Source organism: Parvularcula mediterranea (assembly GCF_013085255.1).
Classification (GTDB): Bacteria; Pseudomonadota; Alphaproteobacteria; order Caulobacterales; family Parvularculaceae; genus Parvularcula; species Parvularcula mediterranea.
Window position 1 is genome coordinate 331,936 of the sequence record NZ_JABFCX010000002.1, and the last position, 21,726, is coordinate 353,661.

15 protein-coding genes are annotated in these 21,726 nt (G+C 64.8%); 11 read left to right on the forward strand and 4 right to left on the reverse strand.

Going from position 1 to position 21,726, the window contains the following annotated elements:
• Nucleotides 1-83 precede the first annotated feature (83 nt).
• From HK107_RS02195 to HK107_RS02215, 5 genes are read left to right on the forward strand one after another with little or no spacing between them, the layout of a single operon-like run.
• Entirely contained in the window at nt 84-1,061 is a 978-nt protein-coding gene (locus HK107_RS02195; RefSeq protein ID WP_173196360.1) for an AAA family ATPase, read from the forward strand.
• Nucleotides 1,058-1,927, forward strand: a complete 870-nt coding sequence (locus HK107_RS02200; protein ID WP_173196361.1) for a DUF58 domain-containing protein — start codon at nt 1,058-1,060, stop codon at nt 1,925-1,927. The genes HK107_RS02195 and HK107_RS02200 overlap by 4 nt, the downstream gene beginning before the upstream one ends.
• Entirely contained in the window at nt 1,924-4,554 is a 2,631-nt protein-coding gene (locus tag HK107_RS15935; protein ID WP_173196362.1) for a DUF4159 domain-containing protein, read from the forward strand. The genes HK107_RS02200 and HK107_RS15935 overlap by 4 nt, the downstream gene beginning before the upstream one ends.
• A complete protein-coding gene (locus tag HK107_RS02210; RefSeq protein WP_173196363.1) occupies nt 4,544-6,649 on the forward strand; it encodes a hypothetical protein in 2,106 nt (701 codons plus the stop codon). The genes HK107_RS15935 and HK107_RS02210 overlap by 11 nt, the downstream gene beginning before the upstream one ends.
• A gap of 45 nt (nt 6,650-6,694) precedes the next feature.
• Complete coding sequence (locus HK107_RS02215; RefSeq protein ID WP_198912272.1) at nt 6,695-7,642, forward strand: tyrosine recombinase XerC; 948 nt, start codon at nt 6,695-6,697, stop codon at nt 7,640-7,642.
• On the opposite strand, the gene HK107_RS02220 is transcribed toward HK107_RS02215, so the two are convergent.
• Nucleotides 7,548-7,823: a hypothetical protein gene (locus tag HK107_RS02220; RefSeq protein ID WP_173196364.1), complete on the reverse strand. Its 276-nt coding sequence runs from the start codon at nt 7,821-7,823 to the stop codon at nt 7,548-7,550. The genes HK107_RS02215 and HK107_RS02220 overlap by 95 nt on opposite strands.
• Nucleotides 7,824-7,975: 152 nt before the next feature.
• Here HK107_RS02220 and topA point away from each other — a divergent pair, with 152 nt between their 5' ends.
• The 3 genes from topA to HK107_RS02235 all read left to right on the forward strand — a co-directional run bounded on the left by topA (nt 7,976) and on the right by HK107_RS02235 (nt 11,305).
• Nucleotides 7,976-10,576: a type I DNA topoisomerase gene (gene topA, locus HK107_RS02225; protein ID WP_173196366.1), complete on the forward strand. Its 2,601-nt coding sequence runs from the start codon at nt 7,976-7,978 to the stop codon at nt 10,574-10,576.
• A 173-nt stretch (nt 10,577-10,749) separates the two neighbouring features.
• Nucleotides 10,750-11,070, forward strand: a complete 321-nt coding sequence (locus HK107_RS02230; protein WP_173196368.1) for an antibiotic biosynthesis monooxygenase family protein — start codon at nt 10,750-10,752, stop codon at nt 11,068-11,070.
• Between the two features lie 82 nt (nt 11,071-11,152).
• The gene (locus tag HK107_RS02235) at nt 11,153-11,305 is read left to right on the forward strand and encodes a hypothetical protein (protein ID WP_173196370.1); all 153 of its coding nucleotides are present in this window, start codon (nt 11,153-11,155) and stop codon (nt 11,303-11,305) included.
• A 2-nt stretch (nt 11,306-11,307) separates the two neighbouring features.
• Here HK107_RS02235 and HK107_RS02240 read toward each other — a convergent pair whose 3' ends face one another.
• Both HK107_RS02240 and HK107_RS02245 read right to left on the reverse strand, forming a co-directional pair.
• Nucleotides 11,308-12,981, reverse strand: coding sequence for a CRTAC1 family protein (locus HK107_RS02240; RefSeq protein ID WP_173196371.1), 1,674 nt, complete (start codon nt 12,979-12,981; stop codon nt 11,308-11,310).
• Nucleotides 12,982-13,073: 92 nt separating this feature from the next.
• Nucleotides 13,074-14,252 carry a dipeptidase gene (locus HK107_RS02245; RefSeq protein WP_173196372.1) on the reverse strand — a complete coding sequence of 393 codons (1,179 nt, stop codon included), beginning with the start codon at nt 14,250-14,252 and terminating at the stop codon, nt 13,074-13,076.
• A 108-nt stretch (nt 14,253-14,360) separates the two neighbouring features.
• On the opposite strand from HK107_RS02245, the gene HK107_RS02250 reads away from it, so the two are divergent.
• Nucleotides 14,361-15,668: an amidohydrolase gene (locus HK107_RS02250; protein ID WP_173196374.1), complete on the forward strand. Its 1,308-nt coding sequence runs from the start codon at nt 14,361-14,363 to the stop codon at nt 15,666-15,668.
• 143 nt (nt 15,669-15,811) lie between these two features.
• Here HK107_RS02250 and HK107_RS02255 read toward each other — a convergent pair whose 3' ends face one another.
• Nucleotides 15,812-18,433, reverse strand: a complete 2,622-nt coding sequence (locus HK107_RS02255) for a M14 family metallopeptidase (protein WP_173196376.1) — start codon at nt 18,431-18,433, stop codon at nt 15,812-15,814.
• Between the two features lie 241 nt (nt 18,434-18,674).
• Here HK107_RS02255 and HK107_RS02260 point away from each other — a divergent pair, with 241 nt between their 5' ends.
• Together HK107_RS02260 and HK107_RS02265 are read left to right on the forward strand one after the other, a co-directional pair.
• Nucleotides 18,675-19,217 (forward strand): ECF-type sigma factor, encoded by a 543-nt coding sequence (locus tag HK107_RS02260; RefSeq protein ID WP_173196384.1) that lies wholly within the window; start codon nt 18,675-18,677, stop codon nt 19,215-19,217.
• The gene (locus HK107_RS02265) at nt 19,204-21,561 is read left to right on the forward strand and encodes a protein kinase domain-containing protein (RefSeq protein WP_173196393.1); all 2,358 of its coding nucleotides are present in this window, start codon (nt 19,204-19,206) and stop codon (nt 21,559-21,561) included. The genes HK107_RS02260 and HK107_RS02265 overlap by 14 nt, the downstream gene beginning before the upstream one ends.
• The last annotated feature ends 165 nt before the right edge of the window (nt 21,562-21,726 follow it).

Consider the following 21,726-nt stretch of genomic DNA (forward strand, 5'->3'; position numbering starts at 1 on the left):
GCCACTGATGGTTGCAAATTCGCCATTTGCGTGAGCCGCCCGGCTTTCGTTAGCCAAAGATACCGGTTTTGAGAGAGTGCCCGATGAACAATCCCGCCCATGACCTCCTTGCGAAGTTCGATGCGCTGTCCGCGCGGCTGGAGAAGGCACAGGCCGCTCTGGGCGAAGTGGTTTTCGGCCAGGACCGAGTCATCGAAGAGACGCTGATCACCATTCTTTGCGGTGGTCATGGCCTCCTCGTCGGCACGCCGGGCCTCGCGAAGACGCGGCTCGTGACCTCTGTCGGGACGGTGCTCGGCCTCTCAGGCAAGCGGGTGCAGTTCACACCTGACCTCATGCCCTCGGACATTCTCGGCATCGAAGTGCTCGACGAGAGCCCGGACGGAAAGCGCAGCTTCCGGTTCATCGAAGGCCCGGTCTTCTGCCAGCTCCTGATGGCCGACGAGATCAACCGCGCCAGCCCGCGGACCCAGTCCGCACTCCTCGAAGCCATGCAGGAGCGTCAGGTGACCATCGCAGGCGAGCGCCGCGCCCTGCCCGCACCGTTCCACGTCCTCGCGACCCAGAACCCGATCGAGCAGGAGGGTACCTATCCCCTGCCGGAGGCACAGCTCGACCGCTTCCTCCTCCAGATCAATGTCGACCAGCCGCCCTATGAGGCCGAGCGCGAGATGCTGAAGGCGACGACCTTCACCTCGAACCCGCAGCCTAGCCAAGTGCTCGGCGCCGAGGAGCTGCAGGAAGCGCAGGACCTCGTGCGCGCCATGCCGATCGGCGACAACCTCATCGACAAGGTGCTCCAGCTCGTCCGCATGGCTCGTCCGGGCGGTCAGTTCGCTGAGCATCTCCGCTGGGGCCCTGGTCCGCGTGCAAGTCAGGCCTTCTCGCTTGCGCTCAGGGCCCGCGCCCTTCTTCGCGGCGCGCCCGCTCCTGAGACAGAAGACCTCATCGCGCTGGCCCAGCCGATCCTCCGGCACCGCATGGCGCTCAACTTCTCTGCGCGCGCTGAAGGCCTGACCATCGATGCGCTGATCGACCGGATGGTCGAGGCGAGCCTGTGACGGGAGCGCAAGAGCGCATCTCCCTCGAACGCCGCGCGGCTGAGACAGCGGCCCGCCTGCCTGACCTCATCGCGAGGGCAGAGGCAGCGGCGCAGGTCGTTATGTCCGGCCGTCACCCGCGCCAGAAGGAGGGACGCAGCGACACCTTTTGGCAGTTCCGCGACTACGCCCAGGGCGACCCGGTCAGCTCCATCGACTGGCGCCAATCCTCCAAGCTCGACCGCAGGCTCCTCGTCCGCCAGACCGAGTGGGAGCAGCCCCAGACCGTCCTTCTCTGGTGCGGCGGCGGCGAAGACTTCGACTATGGCTCAGGCGAGGAGACCAAGCGCTTCCGTGGCCTGACGATTACCCTCGCGCTAGCCATCCTGGCCCTCAGGTCCGGCGAACGCGTCGGCATCTGGGGCTCCGAAGAGCCGCCCCGCGCTGGCCAGCACGCCCTGCCCCTCATCGCGGAGGAGCTCCTCCGTCAGGGGGCTGAGCTTCCCCGCGTTGCTCCGAGGCAAGGCGCCCTCGTCCTCCTCGTCAGCGATTTCCACGACGATCCGCAAGCGCTCAGCGACGCCTTCACCCGAATCCGCGACGCTCGCGGCCACGCCACCGCCATCGTCGTCGAGGACCCCAAGGAAACCGACTTCCCCTTCCAAGGCAGCCAGCGCTTCGAAGGTCCGCGTGCGGAACGGCGCAAGTTCTTTGGCGAGGCCTCAGCCGTGCGCGAGGGCTATCTCGACCTCCGCCAGCAGCACCATGCGGCCCTGTCGGACGCCGTGCGCGGTCCCGGCGAAGCGGTCCTCTTCCACCGCTCGGACGAGCCCACCACCCCGCTCCTCCTTCAAGTCAACCAGATTTTCGCAGGTGAGTCCCGGTGAGTTTCGCCAGCCCCCTCCTCCTCGCAGGGCTCCTCGCCCTGCCGCTCCTCGTCTGGCTCCTGCGCGCCATGCCGCCCCAGCCAGAGCGTCAGGTCTTCGGCGGCATGTTCTTCCTCGACAAGCTCGCGACACCCAAGCAACAGCCCGTCCGCACACCCCTCATCATCCTCATCATCAGGCTCCTCGCCTTCGCTCTCCTCGTCCTCGCACTGGCAGGGCCAAAGCTCGGTCCCGAAACCGTCCGTATGCCGGGGCCAATGGTCGTCGTCTTCGGCGACGGCTGGGACGCAGCCCAGCGCTGGGAAGACCGCCTCGACGCCGCGCGCCGCGCGATCGACGAGGCAGGCGGCGAGGTCCGTATCCTGACCACCTCGAACGGTGAGCTCTCCCCTCCCTATTCCCGGACGGCAGCGGAGAAGGCCCTGACCCGGATCACGCCCCAGCCGCGCCTTGCCGATTGGGAAGCCGTCAGCGCAGCCCTTGCCGACAACGAAGCACGGACAATTCTCATCCCCGGCGGCCTCGCCCCGGTTGGCGAAGTGTCGATGCAGCTCACGCCTCCGCTCACGGCATATCTTCCCGAAGGCCGCACCCTCGCCCTCGGCCTGCCGCGCATCACCGGCGATGCGATCAGTGCACCGGTCTTCCGCTCTTCCGCCGAAGGCGAAGCAGAGGTCCGCGTCCGCGGGCTCTCCCGCGACGGCAGGGTCATCTCCTCCGTCGACGTCACTTTCAACGCGGGCGAGCGCGAAGCTGAAGCCGTCTTCCGCCTCCCCCTCGCCCTCCGCAACGAAGTCGCCCGCCTTGATATCGAAGGCTTCCGCAGCGCAGGCGCCACGGCGCTCCTAGGCTCCAGCGCACGGCGCACCCTCGCTGGCATCGTCTCTGGCGGCTCGGAGTCCTTGCGCGATGGCGGCTTCTACCTTGAACGCGCCCTCGCGCCCTCAGCTGAGATCATCGAAGCACCGATCCGTGAGCTGATAGCTCTTTCCCCCGGCCTCGTCATTCTCGACGATGTCGGCACCTTCCGCCCCGGCGATCGCGAGGCTCTTGAAGCCTTCGTCACCGAAGGCGGCATCCTCCTGCGCTTTGCAGGCCCCGCCATGGTTTCAGGCGAGAACGTCCCCGGCGACCTTTTGCTGCCAGCCCCGATCCTCGGCGGCGAGCGTGCCCTTGGCGGAGCCCTTACCTGGGCCGAGCCCCAGCGCGTGGCGCAGGTCAATCAGGACACGCCCCTTGGCGGCATCACCCTCAACGAAGAAATCGCCGTCAGGCGGCAGGTCCTCACCCGTCCGGGTGCTGACGTAGAGGTCTGGGCGAGCCTCGCCGATGGCACGCCGCTCATCACCGCGGCCGAGCGCGGCGACGGCCTCGTGGTCCTGATCCATGTCAGCGCCGCGCCGACATGGTCGGACCTTCCCATCTCCGGCCTCTTCGCTGGCCTGATGCAACGCCTCGCCACCCTCGCAGAGACCGACATCGACGCCGATCTGTCGGGTGCGGAGGAACCGCTTCTCGCCCAGCGCCTCCTCGACGGACGCGGCGCGCTCATTGAACCGCGCGGCGATGCCGATCCGCTGATCGTTGGCCAGCCGCTCCCCGCCCCCGGCCTCTACGGCGAGGGCGCAGACGAGCGCGCCGTCAACGCCTACCGCGAGCCTGAAGCACCTCAGGCCTTCACCGCCTCCATGCTCCCCCGCGGCGCGCGCGTCCTGACCGCAGGCAGCGGCCCCCAGCGCGACTTCACCCCTTGGCTCCTCGCGGCAGCGCTGATCCTCCTCTCGATCGACGCCGTCATCAGCCTCTCCCGCCAGGGCCTCTTCCGCTTTGCGGGCGCAGCCGTCCTTGCCCTGATGGTCCTCCCCCTGACGATCCCCGACGCCAGCGCCCAGCTCCGCCCACCGCTCCCCGGTAAAGCAGAAGACGCAGCCCTCGACCTGCGCTTCGCTTACGTCAGGACCGGCGACCAGGCCCTCGACCGCCTGAGCGAAGCGGGCCTCTCCGGCCTCACCCGCATCGCGACCATGCGCAGCTCCCTCGAACCGGCAGCGCCCCAGGGGGTGGACCCGGACCGGGACGAGCTCTCCGTCTACGCCCTCATCTACTGGCCCGTCAGGCGCGGACAGGAGCCGCCGTCCGACGCCGCGCTCCAGCGCCTCGAAGCCTTCATGGATGGCGGCGGTATGCTGATCATCGACACAGGCTCCGACGCGACCTTCGGCGCCGAGAGCGCGGTGGGTCAGGTCCTTGGCAGGCTCGACGCCCCGCCGCTTGAGCCGCTGCCGGACGATCACGTCCTCCTCTTCTCCTTCTACCGCCTCGATCAGCTCTGGGGGCGGAACCCCGGCGGCCAGGTATGGGTGGAGACCCGCGGTGCTCTCGACCAGCGGCGGGACGGCGTCCCCTCGCTGATCGTCGCCCCCCGCGACTGGTCCAGCGCTTGGGCGCTGGACGCCTCTGGCTCGCCGCTCAGACCGGGCGGCCCCGGCGGCGAGGGCCGTCGCGAGATGGCCTTCCGTGCAGGGATCAACATGGCGATGGTGGCCATCACCGGAAACTACAAGGCGGATCAGGCCGACGTGCAGGACATGCTCGACAAGCTAGGGCAGGATAATGATGAGCGTTGATTTCACGCCCCTCCTTCCCCTCTGGGCGATCGTCGCTCTCGGCGCGGTTATCCTCCTCACCGCAGCCCTGCGCCTCCGCGCCCAGCCCATAGGCGCCCTCCTCCGTGTCCTGATGGGCGCTGCCGCGGTTCTGTTCCTTCTGGGTCCAGAGCATGTGCGCCAGACCTTCGACAACCTGCCGAACCAGGCCCTCATCCTCCTCGACCAGAGCGCCAGCATGGAGCTGGGGCAACGCGCAGCCATCCGTGACGCGAGCGCTGAGCGCCTGCGCGAAACGCTCGAGGCTGACGGCGTCGAAGTCGCCACAGCACGCTTCGGCGATGGCCAGTCGAGCGACGTCAGCGAAGGCCTCGTTGACGGCCTCGCCTCGGTAAACCGAGACCAGCTCGGCGCCGTCTTCGTGCTCACGGACGGTCAGGTCGCCGGCGCAGAAGGAGCGACCCCGCTCGATCTCCCGGTCCCTGTCCACGGCATCCTGACGGGTGCGCAGGACCAAGAGCAGGACCGCCGCATCGCATGGGTGCAGGAACCCCGCTTCGGCCTTGTGGGCGAGGAAGTCAGTCTCCAGTTCCGCATCGAGGACAGCGCCGGCGCGCCGACTATCCCCGTCACCTTGCGCGTCGATGGCGAGACCATCCTCTCCCGCGCCGTCCCCGTTGGCGAAGATGTTACCATCAATCTGCCTGCGGACCGTCCGGGCGAGCGGGTGATCGAGCTTGGCATCGAGACTGTCCCGAATGAGCTGACGACGCGCAACAACGCGATCTCCACCCGCGTTAACGTCATCCGTGACAGGCTCCGTGTGCTGCTGATCTCCGGTGAGCCCCACGCGGGCGAACGGGTCTGGCGTAATGTCCTGAAGTCCGACCCAGCCGTCGACCTCGTCCACTTCACCATCCTCAAGCCCGCCGACAAGGTGGCCGCAGCGGGCCCCGACGACCTCAACCTCATCCCCTTCCCGAGCCGCGAACTGTTCCTCGACAAGCTCCAGGAATTCAATGTCGTCATCTTCGACCGCTACACCTACAGGGGCGTCATCAGCTCCTTCGAGCTGGCCGAGGTGGCGCGGTTTGTCGACGAAGGCGGCGCGGTGCTGATCGCCGCAGGCCCCGAGCTGACCGTCGGCGGCGGCCTGACCGAGCAGCCTGCGCTGAGCTACATCCTCCCCGCGCTCCCCAATGGTGAGGCGATCCAGGAATCCTTCGTCCCAACACTGACCGATCTCGGCGGTCGCCATCCCATCACGTCGAGCCTCACGGGCCGTGAGGACTGGGGACGCTGGCTGCGCGCGATCCCGTCGACCGTCCGCCGGGGCAATGTCCTCATGGAGACCGAAGACGGCCAGCCGCTCCTCGTCACCGACCGCGTTGGCGAAGGCCGCGTGGCTATGCTTCTCTCCGACCATCTCTGGCTCTGGGCGCGAGGCTTTGATGGCGGTGGTCCGCATAGGGAGTTTCTCCGACGCCTTGTCCATTGGCTGATGGCCGAGCCCGAGCTCGAGGAGGAAGCCCTAACGGCGAATCTCGATGCCGAGGGAAACCTCACCGTCACCCGCCGTACCCTGAGCGATCAGGTAGGCGACGTGATGGCCAGCCTCGACGGCGCAGCACCCGAAGCTCTGACGCTGGAAGAGCGCCTCCCCGGTCAATTCTCCGCGACCGTCGGGGGCACCGACGCCGACCGTGCCACCCTCGAAACAGCGACCTCAGGCGGCGATGTCCTCACTGCCGCCGCCGTTCGCGAACGCGGTGCCAGCTCGGAGTTCTCCGCCGTTACCCTCACCCGCGAAGCCCTCGCTCCCATCGTCAGCGCCACAGGAGGCGGCTTCGCTGCTGCCGAGAGCTCCAGCGCGCCCCTCCCCCGCCTCCGCACCGTATCCCCGAGCCGCGGCGAGAAAAGCGGCAGAGGCTGGCTCGGGATCACCGATAGGAATGCGAGGGCGATCCTCTCCGAAGAACGCGCACCGCTCCTCCCGCGTTGGGCGAGCCTTTTGATCATCGCCGGGCTCCTCCTCCTCGCATGGCTGGTGGAGAGCGGCAGGCTCACCATCACCCGTGAGCAGGGCGTGAACCTCGGCGCAGCGCAGGCGGCTTAGCTGCGTTAAGCTTGCCTTTACGCTCACGGGCGCTGATTGCCGTCTGTGAGCGATCAATTCGACAGCCTGGCCGAGCGCTTCTTATCCGCGATGCAGAACGAGCGTCGCGCGAGCGCCTATACCGTGCGGAATTACCGGCACGCGCTGACTCTTTTCGGCGGATTCCTGCGCGGCCATCTGGGTTCTGAGCCCGACGCGAAGGCCCTCTCCTCTCTCAAGACCAGAGATTTCCGCGCCTTCCTCGCCAGCCGCCACCGGGACGACCTCGACGCAGCGACCCTGCGCCTCGACCTCTCGGCCATCCGCAGCTTTTACCGCTATTGGGACCGGCAGGGCGTCCTCTCCGCCGCCGCCCTCTCCGCCCTCAAATCACCCAAGAAGCGGCAGGTCCTGCCAAGACCCGTCAGCGCACTGGACGCGGAAAAGCTCTTGGGCCTCACCACCGCCGACGAGAGCGACCCGGGCTGGATCAGGGCGCGGGACAAGGCGCTCTTCACCCTCCTCTTCGGCGCAGGCCTTCGCATTAGCGAAGCCCTCGGCCTCGACTGGGACGTCGGCGGCACTCATCTCAGGATCGACGGTAAGGGCGGCAAGACACGCGACGTGCCTCTGCTCCCAGCCGTCCTCGACGCCATCGACATCTACAGGCAGGCGGTCGAAACCGAAGCCCCGCACCTCACCCTCGGCGACCCACCACGCCCGCTCTTCTACGGCGTGCGCGGAGGAAGGCTGAGCCCCACGGTAGCGCAAGCCCGGATGCGGCGCCTTCGCGCCCAGCTCGGCCTCGACGATACCGCCACGCCCCACGCCCTACGCCACGCTTTCGCAACGGAGCTCCTGGCTGGAGGCGCGGATCTGCGCGTGATCCAGGAGCTGCTCGGCCACGCCTCGCTCGCGTCTACCCAGCGCTATACCGCCGTCGACCCGGATCGGCTGGCACAGGCACATCGCTTTGCGCATCCTCGATCAGGCTCTCGGCCTCGGGGATCTTGATGCCGGGCATGTCTTCTGCCGACGTGATCTTCAAAAGCCGCTCGACCTCATCGAGCACCGTGTCGATTCCCGTCGCGAGCTGTTCGAGCCCGTGAATGCGGTAATACGCCTCCAGCCGGATCAGATGATCCAACGATGGGTGAATGATGGTCTGTACCGTCTCAAGTTCCTGCTCGCCCATGGGAATCATCTCCGCCTCGCTACACTACCTCTACGAGAGTTCCATCTAGGGCACAACCTTCTGTCGCCAAGCTGCGTTGACAGATCGCACCAGCGTCACCACTTTGCCGCCGCCTTGCCCAATCGCATGTTTCCCGAAAGGCCCCCATCATAATGCAGGTCGTCATCGTCGAGTCGCCGTCCAAAGCGAAAACCATCGGCAAATATCTGGGTAAGGATTATGAGGTGCTGGCCAGCTATGGCCACATCCGTGATCTTCCGTCCAAGGACGGATCGGTTGACCCCGAGAAAGACTTCGAAATGATCTGGGACATGGACTCCAAGTCCAAGGCCCGGATGAAGGAGATCACCGACGCGCTGAAGGATGCCGACGGCGTGATCCTCGCCACTGACCCTGACAGGGAAGGCGAAGCGATCTCGTGGCACCTGTATGACGTCCTCGAGAAGAAGAAGGCGCTGAAGGACAAGTCGGTCCAGCGGGTCGCCTTCAACGCGGTCACGAAAAAGGCCGTGCAGGAAGCCATCTCCAACCCGCGCGATATCGATCAGGACCTCGTCGATGCCTACCTTGCGCGACGCGCGCTGGACTATCTTGTCGGCTTCTCCCTCTCGCCCATCCTTTGGCGCAAGCTTCCGGGCTCACGGTCCGCAGGCCGGGTGCAGTCCGTCGCCCTCAGGCTGATCTGCGAGCGCGAGCTCGACATCGAGAAATTCGTCGCCGAGGAGTTCTGGACCGTCGAGGCTGACGTGAAGGCAGGCTCCGACCCTTTCACCGCGCGCCTCACCACGCTCGACGGCGAGAAGGTCCAGAAGTTCACCCTCACCACAGAGGCTGACGGCCACCGCGCCCGTGACCTGATCGAGGCTGCGGACTTCACCATTGCTTCGGTCGAGGCCAAGCCCACGAAGCGCAATCCTTCCGCCCCCTTCACCACCTCTACCATGCAGCAGGAGGCGAGCCGCAAGATCGGCTTCACCGCCAAGCGCACCATGCAGGCGGCCCAGCGCCTCTACGAAGCGGGCCTCATCACCTATATGCGGACCGACGGCATCGACATGGCGCCCGAAGCCGTCATGGCCTGCCGCGACGAGATCAAGGCGCGCTATGGCGACCGCTTCGTCCCTTCCTCGCCACGCATGTACAAATCCAAGCAGAAGAACGCCCAGGAAGCGCACGAGTGTATCCGGCCGACGAATTTCGGTCAGCACCCTGACGACATCCGTATGGGTGAGGACGAGGCGAAGCTCTACCGCCTGATCTGGCGCCGCGCCGTGGCCTGCCAGATGGCTTCGGCCGAGCTTGAGCAGACAACGATCGACGTTCGCTCCTCCGACCAGCAGATCGGCCTCCGCGCAACGGGCTCCGTCATCACCTTCGAAGGCTTCATCGCCGTCTACACCGAAGGCCGCGATGACGAAGAAGAAGAGAAAGAAGGCGTCCTGCCCAAAGTCTCCCAGGGCGCAACCGCCGACCTCTCTAAGGTGAACCCCGAGCAGCACTTCACCCAGCCCCCGCCCCGCTTCACCGAGGCTTCGCTGGTCAAGGCCCTCGAAGAGAACGGCATCGGCCGCCCCTCCACCTACGCCTCTATCATCAGTACCCTGCAGGACCGCTCTTACGTCCGCATGGACAAGAACCGCTTCGTGCCGGAAGACCGCGGGCGCCTGGTCACGGCATTTCTCGAGAACTTCTTCGGCAAATATGTCGAGTACGACTTCACGGCCCAGCTCGAGAACACCCTCGACGAGATCTCCGACGGCAAGGAGGAATGGCGCAAGTTCCTCGCCCGCTTCTGGGAGGAGTTCCACGCCAAGATCGACGGCATGAAGGAGCTCCGCATCACGGAAGTTCTCGACGCCCTCAACGAAGCCCTCGGCCCCCACGTCTTCCCGGACAAGGGCGACGGCACCGACCCGCGCCTCTGCCCGACCTGCGGCGAAGGCCAGCTTTCCTTGAAGGTCGGCCGCTTCGGCGCCTTTGTCGGCTGCTCGCGCTACCCCGACTGCAAACACACTCGCCAGCTGGGTGAGACCGAGGGCGAGAGCAAAGAGGACAAGATCCTCGGCATCGACCCTGATACGTCCACGGAGGTTTCCCTCAAGCATGGCCGCTTCGGCCCCTATGTCGAGCGCGCCTCCGAAGCCGAGGGCGAGAAGCCCAAGCGCGGCTCGATCCCTAAAGGCTGGGACCCTCACGATATCGACCTCGAACAGGCCCTGAAGCTCATCAACCTGCCTCGCGATGTCGGTCCGCACCCAGAGGATGGTGAGAAGATCGAAGCCGGCATCGGCCGCTTCGGTCCCTTCGTGAAGCACGGCAAGACCTACGCTTCCCTCGAAAGCGTCGATGACGTCTGGGAAGTCGGCATCAACCGCGCCGTGACCCTGATCGCGGACAAGATCGCCAACCCAAGGGGCCGTGGTCGCGCCGCTGCCAAGCCCAAGAAGGAGCTCGGCAAGCATCCGGATACGGAGGAAGTCGTCGGCGTCTACGAAGGCCGCTACGGCCCCTACGTAAAGCACCAGAAGACGAACGCCACGATCCCCAAGGGCGAAAACCCTGACGAGATCACCCTCGAACGCGCCCTCGAGCTGATCGCCGAACGCGAAGCCAAGAAGCCGACGAAGAAGAAGGCTGCCAAAAAGAAGAAAGCCGCGAAGAAAAAAGCGACCAAGAAGAAGGCAGCTAAGAAGACGACCAAGAAGGCTACGAAGAAAGCCACCAAGAAAAAAGCTACGTCTACGGAGGAGTAAGCTCAATCGCTGCGCTCACCTCTCCCTCCGGGAGAGGTCGAAGGTTGACGCAGTCAGACTTCGGGTGAGGGCCTTCGAGGTCAGAATACCATCCACCCTCACCCGAAATCGTAGATTTCGACCTCTCCCGGAGGGAGAGGTGACCCCGCCACGAAGCGCCCTACCTCCCTCCCATGCCGACCATCACCCCAGACCTCCACATCCAGATCGTCCGCTTCAAGATCGCGCCCGAGAAGGCCGACGGCCTTATCGAGGCGGTACGTGGCGAGCTGGGCCGCTGGGTTAGCCATTGCGACGGCTTCGTCTCCTCAACCTTCCACAAGTCCGAGGACGGCCAACACGTGATCAACTACGCCCAATGGCGCGACCGCGCGGCGTTCGATGCCTTCCTTCAGCATGAAGAACAGCAAGCCCTCCGAAAGGTGCTCGGAGCCGCAGGCGCCGGCCGCGCCGAAGCCGACAGTTTCGACCTCATCTTCACCGTCGAACGCTGAAGTCACCTCTCCCTCCGGGAGAGGTGAACCTTGCATCGGCCCAAAGGAGTTCCCACCTCTTAACCAGCAGGAGGAACACCCCATGTGGCTAGGCATACTTTGGTGGGCGTTTGACGATCATCTGGCCGAGGCGCTGGGCACGCCAGGGCTTGGCTCCCTGCCGATCTGGGTACCTTTCCTGATCGGCTTCGCCTTCAGCTTCACCATCTCCGCGTCGGTCAAGAACCGCGACTAGGGTCACGCATCCGGGTGCGTGATGGTCAGGGCGCTGCCTGCCTGTACATTCACCCGCATACTGACATTCCCGTCTGGCCAGGTGACCGAAATCCGCGTCGCCTCGTCCGCATCGCCAAGGCCGAAGATCGCCTCTGCTGAGCTAACAGCCGTGAAGGATGAATTGATCCCAACACGGCGGAACTGCGAACGGCCGTCCGTCTCCACTTCGATCCGCGCGCCAATACCGGCGGTGTTCGGCGCGACGCCAGCCAGCTTCACCGAGATCGCGTTGCCGTTCTGGAGGTCGTTGATCCAGAGGAATTGCTGCCGCTGAGGATCAAACGTCAGCTGCAGGACATCCACATCGCCATCGCGGTCGAAATCATCGCAGACCACGGAGCGACCCTGGCGGTCATCAGCAACGCCAGAGACCGCAGCCATGTCCGTGAACCGGCCTTCGCCGTTGTTCATCCAGAGGCGCGTGGTGTCTGAGGAATATTCGCTGGCGGCAGGGTTCTCCGCGAACCAGCCATTAGTCTGGTAGATGTCGAGATGCCCATCGAGGTTGAAGTCGGCAAAGCACGACCCCCAGCCCCATCCGCCATCGGAGACATCCACCGTACCCTGACGGTTCTCGAAGCGTCCACCGACATTCTCATAAAGCCGGTTGCCGTCGATCGAGCTGACGAACCAGTCGTCGTCGCCATCGGAATCGAAGTCCCCGTGGGCAGAGCCCATTCCGTTCGAGTCGTTGATCGTGCTGTCCGACGTTGCGTGGGTGAAGGTGCCGTCGCCATTGTTCGTGAACACCTGGCTCGTGTCGAAGTCCGCGACGAGCAGAAGATCCGGGTACCGATCGCCATTGATATCCACCAGCGACGGCGCAAAGGAATAGTCAATATCGACCCCCATCACGCCCGTCGATGCAGAGAGCTCAAGCCCGGCGGAAATGCCCGCGACCCCGCTCACTGGTACAAAGCGCAACGTCCCGCCGCTGCTGTCATTGCGCCAGAGGGTCTCCGTCTCGCCGGGGTTGGAGGCCTGACGCTCGGTCCCCCAGTGCGCCATCGCAATGTCGAGATCGCCGTCGAGGTCATAGTCGCCGAACGCAGCCGACACCGTATGAAGCGAGGTCATCCGGTCGAGCCCTGAGCCTGCCGTTGCGTCCGAAAACCGTCCGGACCCGTCATTCAGGAACACCCGCGAGGAATCTCCCTGCAATCCCCCAAGGAAAAGATCGAGGTCACCATCGCCATCAAGGTCGCCAAGCACAGGACCCGAATGCCGCTCGCTGCCCGTGACAAGCCCGCGCGTGCTGGCTTCGTCCGTGAACGAGGTCCTGTTGTTGATGTAGAGCCGCAGCGGGAAGTCCCCGCCGCCCACCATCACCACGTCAGGGTCACCATCGCCGTCCACATCGCCTGATGCTGCACCGCCCGCAAACTGGCGGACCATCGGGTTGATATCGCCCGAGTAGCGGTAATTATGCGTCATGCCCCGCACCGCCGCCTGCTCGCGGAAGCTCGTGGGAACAGCCTCTTTCGAAGGCGGCTGGCTGGTCGTGGTGGGCGGTGTTCCGCCTCCTGACGAGCCGCCCGAAGGGGCGGGGCCTACGTTGTCTCCCCCGCCTCCACTGCATGCTGATAGAATGAGTGCTGCGAGCCCTGCGGCCCGGACCGGTGACATGGCGCCCATAGCGCTCGCCCTCCCATGGGCGCGCAGTGCCCTGCCGCGCTGCCCTTTTGGGAGAAGTCTAAGCGAAAAGAGGCCCCTGTGCCAAGCGCCGCCTAGCGGGTCCTGCGCGCAACCCGCTCGACCTCTTCCCAGACACGCAGCGCATTGCCGGAGAGGATCTTGACGATGTCCTCCTCCGAATACCCCCGCTCCATCAGACCCTGCACTAGGTTCGGCATGGTCGAGGCATCCTTGAGACCCGTCGGCAGGCTGTCACCCACGCCGTCATAGTCCGAACCCAGACCGACATGGTCGATCCCGGCCAGCTCCACCGCTCGGTCAATATGGTCAAGCACGTCAGAAAGATCAGCAAACGGATAAGGGTTCTCGGCCGTCCACTGCTCCGTAAACGCAGCCTGCCGCTCCGGCGTGTCCTCAAGCCCCTCAGCCTCAAGGTAAGCGGCATAATCAGCGGCGCCGCGAGCCCGGTACGTGTTCGCCTCCTCAGTCACGAAGCTCGACCCGTAATTGATCATGATCACGCCGCCATTCTCGCCAAGCTTGCGCACCATGTCGTCGGACATGTTCCGCTCGAACCCTGGCGTGAAGTGCCTCAGCGAGGAGTGCGAGGCGATGACCGGAGCCTTGGTCACCTCCATGATATCCTCGAACGCTTCATCGGAGACATGGCTGACGTCTACCATGATGCCTAGCGCATTCATTCGTTCAACGAGCATCGCGCCGAAAGGCGACAACCCGCCCCAGCGGCGCTCCTCATCATACGAACTGTCCGAGATATGGTTCACCTTGGAGTGGGTCAGGGTGATGTAGCGGATGCCGCGATTGTAGAAGTGCTTGAGGTTGCCGATATCCCCCTCGATCGGCGCACCGTTCTCCATGCCAAGAGGCAGCGCGATCTTCCCCGATGCGGTGATCTTGCGCACATCGCGCGGAGACTTGGCGATGGCAAACTTGTCAGGGTGCGCATGAACCAGACCCTCGATCTGCCCGATAAGGCGATCCGCCTGCGCCTTCGCGCCGCCCGTTTCCTGATAGGTCGCCGCCACATAGATCGACATGAACGGCGCATTCAGCCCGCCTGCCATCGCGCGGGGGTAGTCGAAATCGCCCTTCTCCGTCGCGAGCCCCACATCCTCGCCAGAGCGCGCCACCCGGTAGGGCACATCCACATGGCCATCGAGAATGATCGTCTCCTTGGCAATCCGCACGGCGTCCTCGGACGGTGCCGGTTGCAGGGTCAGGGCAGTGGTCAGCAGGATCGCATGCAGCATCGGAAGCTCCTTCGTTGGCCCCGAACGGACCGCCGCCCGCTCGCCGGGTCAAGGGCCTGCAGCTGTGCCGCGTGGACAAGCCCCCTCCTCTCTGAAAGGATCGCCGGCATGATCAGGACAGCCCTCGCCGCCTCCGCCCTCGCCCTCTTCGCCAGCGCCACGGCCCAGGACCTCAAGGCCGACGCCGCTGCGGACTGGAAGAACCTCAAGCCTCTCTACGAGCATCTCCACGCCAATCCCGAGCTCTCCTTCATGGAAGTCGAGACCGCGAAACGCATGGCGAAGGAGCTGAGGAAGCTTGGCTTCAAGGTCACCGAGAAGGTCGGCAAGACCGGCGTCGTCGGTGTCATCGAGAATGGCGAAGGCCCGACCATCATGGTCCGCGCGGACATGGACGGCCTGCCGGTCGTTGAGGACACAGGGCTTCCCTACGCCTCCAAGAAAACGCAGGCCAACCGCTATGGCGACGTGCAGCCGACCATGCACGCCTGCGGCCATGACGTGCACATGACGGCCCTCATCGGCACCCTTCGCCAGCTGATGGACCGCAAGGAAGACTGGTCAGGCACCCTTGTCGCGATCCTTCAGCCTGCCGAGGAAATCGGCGAAGGCGCCAAGGCGATGATCGATGACGGCCTCTATGAGCGCTTCCCCAAGCCCGATTTCGTCCTCGGACTCCATGACGCCGCACAGATGCCCGTGGGCATGGTCGGCTACGCCTCAGGCTGGGCTCTCGCCAATGTCGACAGCGTCGATCTCTACGTCAAAGGCGTCGGCGGCCACGGTGCCTATCCGCATACGGCGAAAGACCCGATCGTCATCGCCTCCCAGATCGTGAACAGCCTCCAGACACTCGTCAGCCGCGAGACCAATCCGCTCGACAGCGCCGTGGTCACGGTCGGCGCCTTCAACGCAGGCTTCAAGCACAACATCATCTCCGATGAGGCACACCTTCAGCTCACGGTACGGAGTTATTCCGACGAGACCCGCGACAGGCTCCTCAAGGGCATCGAGCGCATCGCCAAGGCCCAGGCGATGGCCGCTGGCCTGCCCGAAGAGCTGATGCCCCGCATGACCATCGCAGACCCTTACACCCCCGCGACCTACAACGACCCTGACCTCTCTGTCCGCGCAGCCAACGCCATGCGCGAAATCCTCGGCGAGCAGGCTGTGATGGAGACGCCTCCCGTCATGGGCGGTGAGGATTTTTCCCAATACGGACGAACCGAGGACGACATCCCTACCATGATCTTCTGGGTCGGCGCGGTCGATGAAGAAGTGTTCGCCGCCAGCCAGCGCGGCGAGGTCGAGCTGCCCTCGCTCCACTCGCCGTTCTTCGCCCCGGACGCCGAGCCCGCGATCGTCACCGGCGTCACGGCAATGACCGCCGCCGTGCTCGACCTGATGGGTGAGTGAGTTCGGAACGCTCTGCGTTCTTCTTTTTGGCGATGGATCCCGGATCAAGTCCGGGATGACGATAGTTTAGAGGTGATCTCCCCACCCGTCATCCTGGACTCGATCCAGGATCCATCGAAGAAAAGAGCGCGCGCAGCGCTCAATCAATCCGCATACGCCGGGGCCATCACCAGCGCATTGGCCAGCATCAGGTCCAGACCGCCAAGATAGGCCCGCGTCGTCGGGTCCTGCGCAAACCCGATCACCATGCCGTCGCCTGAATTGGTCGCGACAAGATAAGGCTTCCGCGCCAGCTGCGTCCGCACATCGTCCCAAAGGTAGCCCGAAGCCAGAAGCTCGTCGGCGCCCTTGTAGGTGAAAACGTTCGTGCCCTGATTAGCCTTAAGAGGCGCATAGATCGTCGAGCCGCGGAACAGCGCGACCGCTTCATCATAACCAGCGCTCATGAAGTGGTCCTTGTTCGGCGCAGCCCTGACCAGGACGCCAGGCACCCGGTCCGGACGGCCGCTCTCAGGCGCGATGGCTTTGCGGTAGTCTTCTTCCGACCAGAGCTCTGTGCCCGGAACGGTTGAACCGCTGGCAGGAGCCGAACCCGAACTCTTCGCCCGGTTCTCGCGCTTCAGCGCAAGGAGCCCGAAGCTGTCCGATGAGAACGCATCAAGCGCCGAGCCAAAGCCAACCAGCACGCCGCCGTCCGACACCCAGTCCTTGACTGCAGAAGCACCGCGGCTGCCAAGCCGGTCCGTGAAGCCCCAGGTCTCAGCAACCAGGATCACGTCGTAGCGCGAGAGATCCGCACTCCCCATGCTGCGCACACGAATGGTCGTCACCGGCAGGCCAAGCCTCCGCTCGATCACATAGCGCGTGGACCCGACCGACAGCGGCGAAACACCCTCACCCCATGCCAGCGCGACACGAGGCATGGAGACCTCGTGGAACGAGCGCGACCCAAGGTTCGGGCCACTCTCGACCCAGCTTGAGTCGAGCGGCATCACCTTGCCGCCATGCTCCGCAATCAACGCCCGGAGCTTACCCGTCAGGCCCTCATTCATGGCGTGGGAGAAGACGACGCTGCCCCGGCCATAGGTCTCGCCGCCCACTTCGAAGGCCGCGCCAGTGGTCTTGCCGCGCAGGCCATCCTTCAGCGCCGCGATCAGGAACTGCGCCTGCGTCGCGTCATCCCACGGGAGGACATAGCCGAACTCAGCATCCACAAGCTCCGGCCTTCCCTGATCAGGAAGCCCATCCTCAAGAGACGCCGACCGCACCGAACCGCAGGTGGAGAACGTCACGCCTTCCATCAGCGGCATGGACCACGCCGTCACGTCATAAAGCTCATGGCCAAGCCCGCGCTTGCGGCGGCCTTCCTGCTCCTTGACGTAATCCTCAGCCAGCTTCGTATTCCGGTCGAGAAGCGTCCGCACGAGGCGCCCATCAGCCTGTGAGCGGTCGACCACGATCGCGCCATCGGCATACTCGGTCCCGCAAGCCGTCGTGCCCGCTTCGATGTGTTGAACCTCGATCCCCTGATCAACGAGCTTCTGGCCGAGGCTCATCGCCTGACCCTTGCGCATGGACAGGTCGATCAGGGTGAACCGATCCTCGACATTGGCGTTCTCATCAATGGCCGTCGCGCGGTCCTCCGCATACGCCATCAGGAAGCGCTCTTTGTTCTCAGCGATGCCCTTCGCGGTCATCAGCGTCGAGACGAACTGGTTTCGAACGCCTTTCTGGTAGGTCAGCGCCTCGCCATTGTCGCGGTCATACTTCAGGCCCCGGGGCGAGGCCTGCTCGAACGTCATGGCCACGGCACCGCGCAGCGCAGGCCACATATCGCCAAAGCCCGGATAGAAGTTGTCGTAGACCTCACGGGTAAAATAGGGCTGGCCGATCTCGTCAAACGCCGTGGCAATCGTCTTGCCCAGGATCTCCTGCCCCTCGCGGGTATTCTCCGTCAGCTGAGGGTTGAAGGGCCGCGCCGCCGGGGGGAAGTAGTAGGTGCTGGACGAGCCCATCTCGTGGATGTCGACGAACACCACCGGGTTCCATTCGACAACCGCCGCGACCTTCCCGCGGGTCTCGGGCTGGGAAAGAGTGAACCAGTCGCGGTTCATGTCGAACAGCATGTGGTTGTACCGACCGCCAGGCCAGGGCTCGTCACGCTCCGCAGCATAGGTCGCGCCCTGCGCTTCGAGGCCCCTCGTCTGGGCGAAGTGGTTCGTGAACCGCGCCCGGCCGTCCGGGTTCTGGGATGGGTCGATGATGACGATCGTCTCTTCGAAGATCTTCTCGACCGTCGCGTCATCCTCTGCCGCCAGCAGGTGATAGGCGAGCGCTAGACCCGCATCGGGTCCCGTAATCTCGTTGCCGTGCACACCGTAGGCAAGCCACGTGACAGCAGGCGTCTGGCTGATGGCACGCTCAAGATCGCGCCCGCCGAGGCTCTTTCCGTCGGAAATCTCGGCGAGCCGCGCTTTGATGCGCTCAGCGTTCTCGATGTTTTCCTTCGAGCCGATCACGCCATAGACCAGCGGGCGGCCTTCCCAGGTCTCAGCATACTGAACGAGCTTCATCCGCCCGTCCGACGCCGCTTCGAGGGCCTCCATGTAGTCAATGATCCCGCGGGGCGTCGTGATCTCCTCGCCATTATCGTGGCCGAGGACCTCCTTCAGGGTCGGGATGTCGTCATCATACTCCCCCTCCCAGAAGGGAAGCTGGGCGTGGGCGAAGGACAGCGAGGCAACGAGGGTGGCGAGGATGCGCATGACAGCTCCTTGGACAGCGCCGCGACGCTAGCCCTCAAGGGTTAGGAAAGGAACGACATGCGGTACGAATTCACGCCTTCGGGACAGCCTATCGCAGTTTTTGCAATCGCCGGGGGAACTGGCCAATTCTGCTGCTCGCCACGGTTGCGACAAAAGGTTTGACCAGTTTCCCGGGCGTTCTTCGCATTCCCTACTGCAGAGTGTGATTTCCCAAAGCGCACTCTCGTGGTGGAGTAGTCTCATGCTGTCAGGAAGGTCCGACCTCGAAGCCCATATCGCCAGCGCGCACAGCGACATGGCATCCCTCGCCTCTGCCCTCCTCCGGCGGAACGAGCGGCACGTGCTCCTGCAGACCCAGGATCTCGTCGGAGAGGCTGTGCTCCGGCTCCTCAAGTCCGAAGAAATCTCCGTCTCCGACCGCAGCCATTTCCTCGCCCTGACCGCCCGGACCATGCGCCGGGTGCTGGTCGATGCTGCCCGCGCTCGCAACGCGAACAAGCGCAAGGGCAAGCACGTCACCCTCATCTCGGCCAATGGCGACAGCTCCAAGGCCCACGCCGTCGACCTCCTCCGCCTCGACCATGCCTTGAAGCGCCTCAAAGCCATCGACCCCGACCGCGCCACGCTCGTGGAGCTCAGATACTTCGCAGGGCTCACCTTGGAGGAGACCGCCGACGCGATGGATGTCTCGATCTCCAGCGTCCAGCGCTCGTGGAACGTCGCGCGGATCTGGCTCCGCGAGGCCGTCGCCACCGTAGAGGAAGGCAAGGATGGATTCTTCTGAGCGCGAGCGTCAGGCGCTCGATATTCTCGACCTGGCGCTCCAGCAGCCCGAGGCCGAGCAGGAAGCTTTTGTCCGCAATCTCGACGTGGTCCCAGAGGACGTCCGGAACCGCGTGCTCGAGCTTCTCGGCTGGCGCGAGGAGAGCGGCACCGACATCAAAACCGCCGGCGCCCTAATCGACGAAGCGGGCGAAGGCGCTGTCTCCGCGCCTGCCCAGCTCAAGGCATGGAAGCTCACGGGCATGATCGGCCAGGGCGGCATGGGCGCCGTCTATAAAGGCGAACGCTGGATCGGGGACTTCGACCAGACCGTCGCCATCAAGCTCCTGCGTCGCCTCTCACCGACCCTCGCCGAACGTCTGCGTGCGGAACGCCAGACCCTTGCGCGCCTCTCCCATCCTAACATCCGCCAGCTGTTCGACGGCGGCGAGACGGAGGATGGCCGCCCCTACATCGTCATGGAGTATCTCGAAGGCCAGCCACTCCACGTCCTGTTCGAAGGGCGCGACGTGCAGCTGGAAGAGCGCCTCGATTTCTACGATGCTGTCCTCGACGCCATTCAGTATGCGCACCGTTTCGGCGTCGCCCACGGCGACCTCTCCCCTGCGAACATCCTCGTCACCGACGAAGGCGTCCTCAAGGTCATCGACTTCGGCATCTCCGAAACCCTAGCCGAGGAACCCGCAGAAGAAAGCCCGAGCCTCGGCACCGCAGGCTTCGTCGCCCCGGAGCGTGAGGCAGGCAGGCCCGGCGGGGTCCCCGGGGACATCTATTCCTTGGGCAAGCTCCTCGCCTTCATCACCGATGACATGGACGCACCAAGGCCATCGGACCTCGGCGCCATCATCGACAAGGCCACCCGCGAAGAGCCATCCCAACGCTATGCCAGCGCGAGTTCCCTCCGCGAAGATTTCCACCGGTACCGCGAAGCCCGCGCCGTGGAGGCCAGCGACCCCAGCGCCCTCCTCCGCTTTAGCCGCTTCGCAGGCAGGCACCCGCTTTCCATCGGCTCCTCCTTTGCAGGCGCCCTTGTCCTCATCGCCGCACTTGCCATCATCTCGACCCTCTTCGTCCGTGCCCAGACGGCCGAGGCCGAAGCCATCCGCCGTTATGATGCTGTCAGGAGCCTTGCTCGCTCGGTCCTCTTCGACGTTTACGACGAACTCAAAGGCATCCCGCGCACCGAAGACGCCAAGCAGCTCGTCACCGAGCTTGGCCAGCAGTACCTCAACGACCTCGAAACCGATCCGCGTGCGGATGCTTCCCTCCGCCGCGAGGTAGCCGAAGGCTATGTCCAGCTCGGCTCGATCCTCGGGGACAGCAACAAGGACTTCTTCTACGACCCCGATCGCGCGAAAGAGCTCTGGACCGAAGCCGATGCGCGCCTGACCGCTATCCTCTCGGAAGAACCGCAAAATCGCGAAGCCCTCCTCGCACTCGCCCGCTTGAGGCAGCTTCAGGGACAGACCGCCTACATCGCCGAAAGCGACCGCGAAGGCGGCAAGGCGCTCTATCAGGAGGCAGAAACCCTCTTCACCCGCGCCCGCGAGGCAGGCCCCCTGCCCGAAGAGCATCTCGTCAGCCTCCTGATGACCAAGCGCACCATCGCTGACATCGACTTCCGCGAGGGCGCAAGGGACGAAGCCACCACAAAGATGGAGGAGACCTTCGCAACCCTTGGCGAAGAGATCCCGGAGGACGGGCTCACCCCAGCCCTCCTCAGCACCCGCTCCAACATGCTCCGTACCCGCGCAAGACAGTCGATCCTCAAGGGCGAAACCGAAAGCGCCATCGCCGACCTCGACGCAGCGCTGGCCGACCTTGTCCACGCCGAGGAGCAAGGCAAGGAAACAGCAGAAACCCTCCGCTCACGGTCGATCATCCATTGGCGCCGCGCCTACGCCTACCACCAGCTCGGCCAGTCGGAGAAATCCATCGAGGACTATGAGCAGGCGATAGCCCTCAACGACCGCCGCCTCGCCATCGAGCCTGACAGCGAAGACGCTCAGTACAATGATCGCTCATGGTCGGCTGAACTCTCACTCCCGCTCGGCGCCGTCGGCCGCTTCGAAGAAGCCGCCGCAGCCTTAGAGCCCGCAGGCCGCTGGTACGAAGCCCGCCACGCCGAAGCCCCGGACGATGCCCGCTACCAGCGCAACCTCCTCGTCCACCACTTCCAGATCTCCGAGCTCCACAGGCAGTCGGGCGACGCCGAGGCAAGGTGCGGAGAGCTCGCCGCAGCGCTCTCCTACGCTGACATGATGGAAGCTTCAGGCGCCCTCGCCAACGAAGACGCTCAAGCCCTAGAGCCCTTCAGGCAGCAACTAGCCGCGTGCGAGAGCTGACAGCTAGCGCCTCCCTCTCCCGAGATCGGGAGAGGGATCGAGGGTGAGGGCAACCGCCTCAACGGCGTTGCCGATGCCCTCACCCAAAGCCTGACCTTGTCAGCCTTCGAGCTTTCCCGGAGGGAGAGGTGAGCCCAGCACCCCTTGCTCTCGACACACCACTCC

Excerpts from the sequence above, each read along its gene's own strand:
- HK107_RS02195 (WP_173196360.1), top strand. The coding sequence starts at position 84 with ATGAACAATCCCGCCCATGACCTCCTTGCGAAGTTCGATGCGCTGTCC.
- HK107_RS02210 (WP_173196363.1), top strand. The coding sequence starts at position 4,544 with ATGAGCGTTGATTTCACGCCCCTCCTTCCCCTCTGGGCGATCGTCGCT.
- HK107_RS02220 (WP_173196364.1), bottom strand. The coding sequence starts at position 7,823 with ATGGGCGAGCAGGAACTTGAGACGGTACAGACCATCATTCACCCATCG.
- topA (WP_173196366.1), top strand. The coding sequence starts at position 7,976 with ATGCAGGTCGTCATCGTCGAGTCGCCGTCCAAAGCGAAAACCATCGGC.
- HK107_RS02230 (WP_173196368.1), top strand. The coding sequence starts at position 10,750 with ATGCCGACCATCACCCCAGACCTCCACATCCAGATCGTCCGCTTCAAG.
- HK107_RS02235 (WP_173196370.1), top strand. The coding sequence starts at position 11,153 with ATGTGGCTAGGCATACTTTGGTGGGCGTTTGACGATCATCTGGCCGAG.
- HK107_RS02240 (WP_173196371.1), bottom strand. The coding sequence starts at position 12,981 with ATGGGCGCCATGTCACCGGTCCGGGCCGCAGGGCTCGCAGCACTCATT.
- HK107_RS02245 (WP_173196372.1), bottom strand. The coding sequence starts at position 14,252 with ATGCTGCATGCGATCCTGCTGACCACTGCCCTGACCCTGCAACCGGCA.
- HK107_RS02250 (WP_173196374.1), top strand. The coding sequence starts at position 14,361 with ATGATCAGGACAGCCCTCGCCGCCTCCGCCCTCGCCCTCTTCGCCAGC.
- HK107_RS02255 (WP_173196376.1), bottom strand. The coding sequence starts at position 18,433 with ATGCGCATCCTCGCCACCCTCGTTGCCTCGCTGTCCTTCGCCCACGCC.
- HK107_RS02260 (WP_173196384.1), top strand. The coding sequence starts at position 18,675 with ATGCTGTCAGGAAGGTCCGACCTCGAAGCCCATATCGCCAGCGCGCAC.
- HK107_RS02265 (WP_173196393.1), top strand. The coding sequence starts at position 19,204 with ATGGATTCTTCTGAGCGCGAGCGTCAGGCGCTCGATATTCTCGACCTG.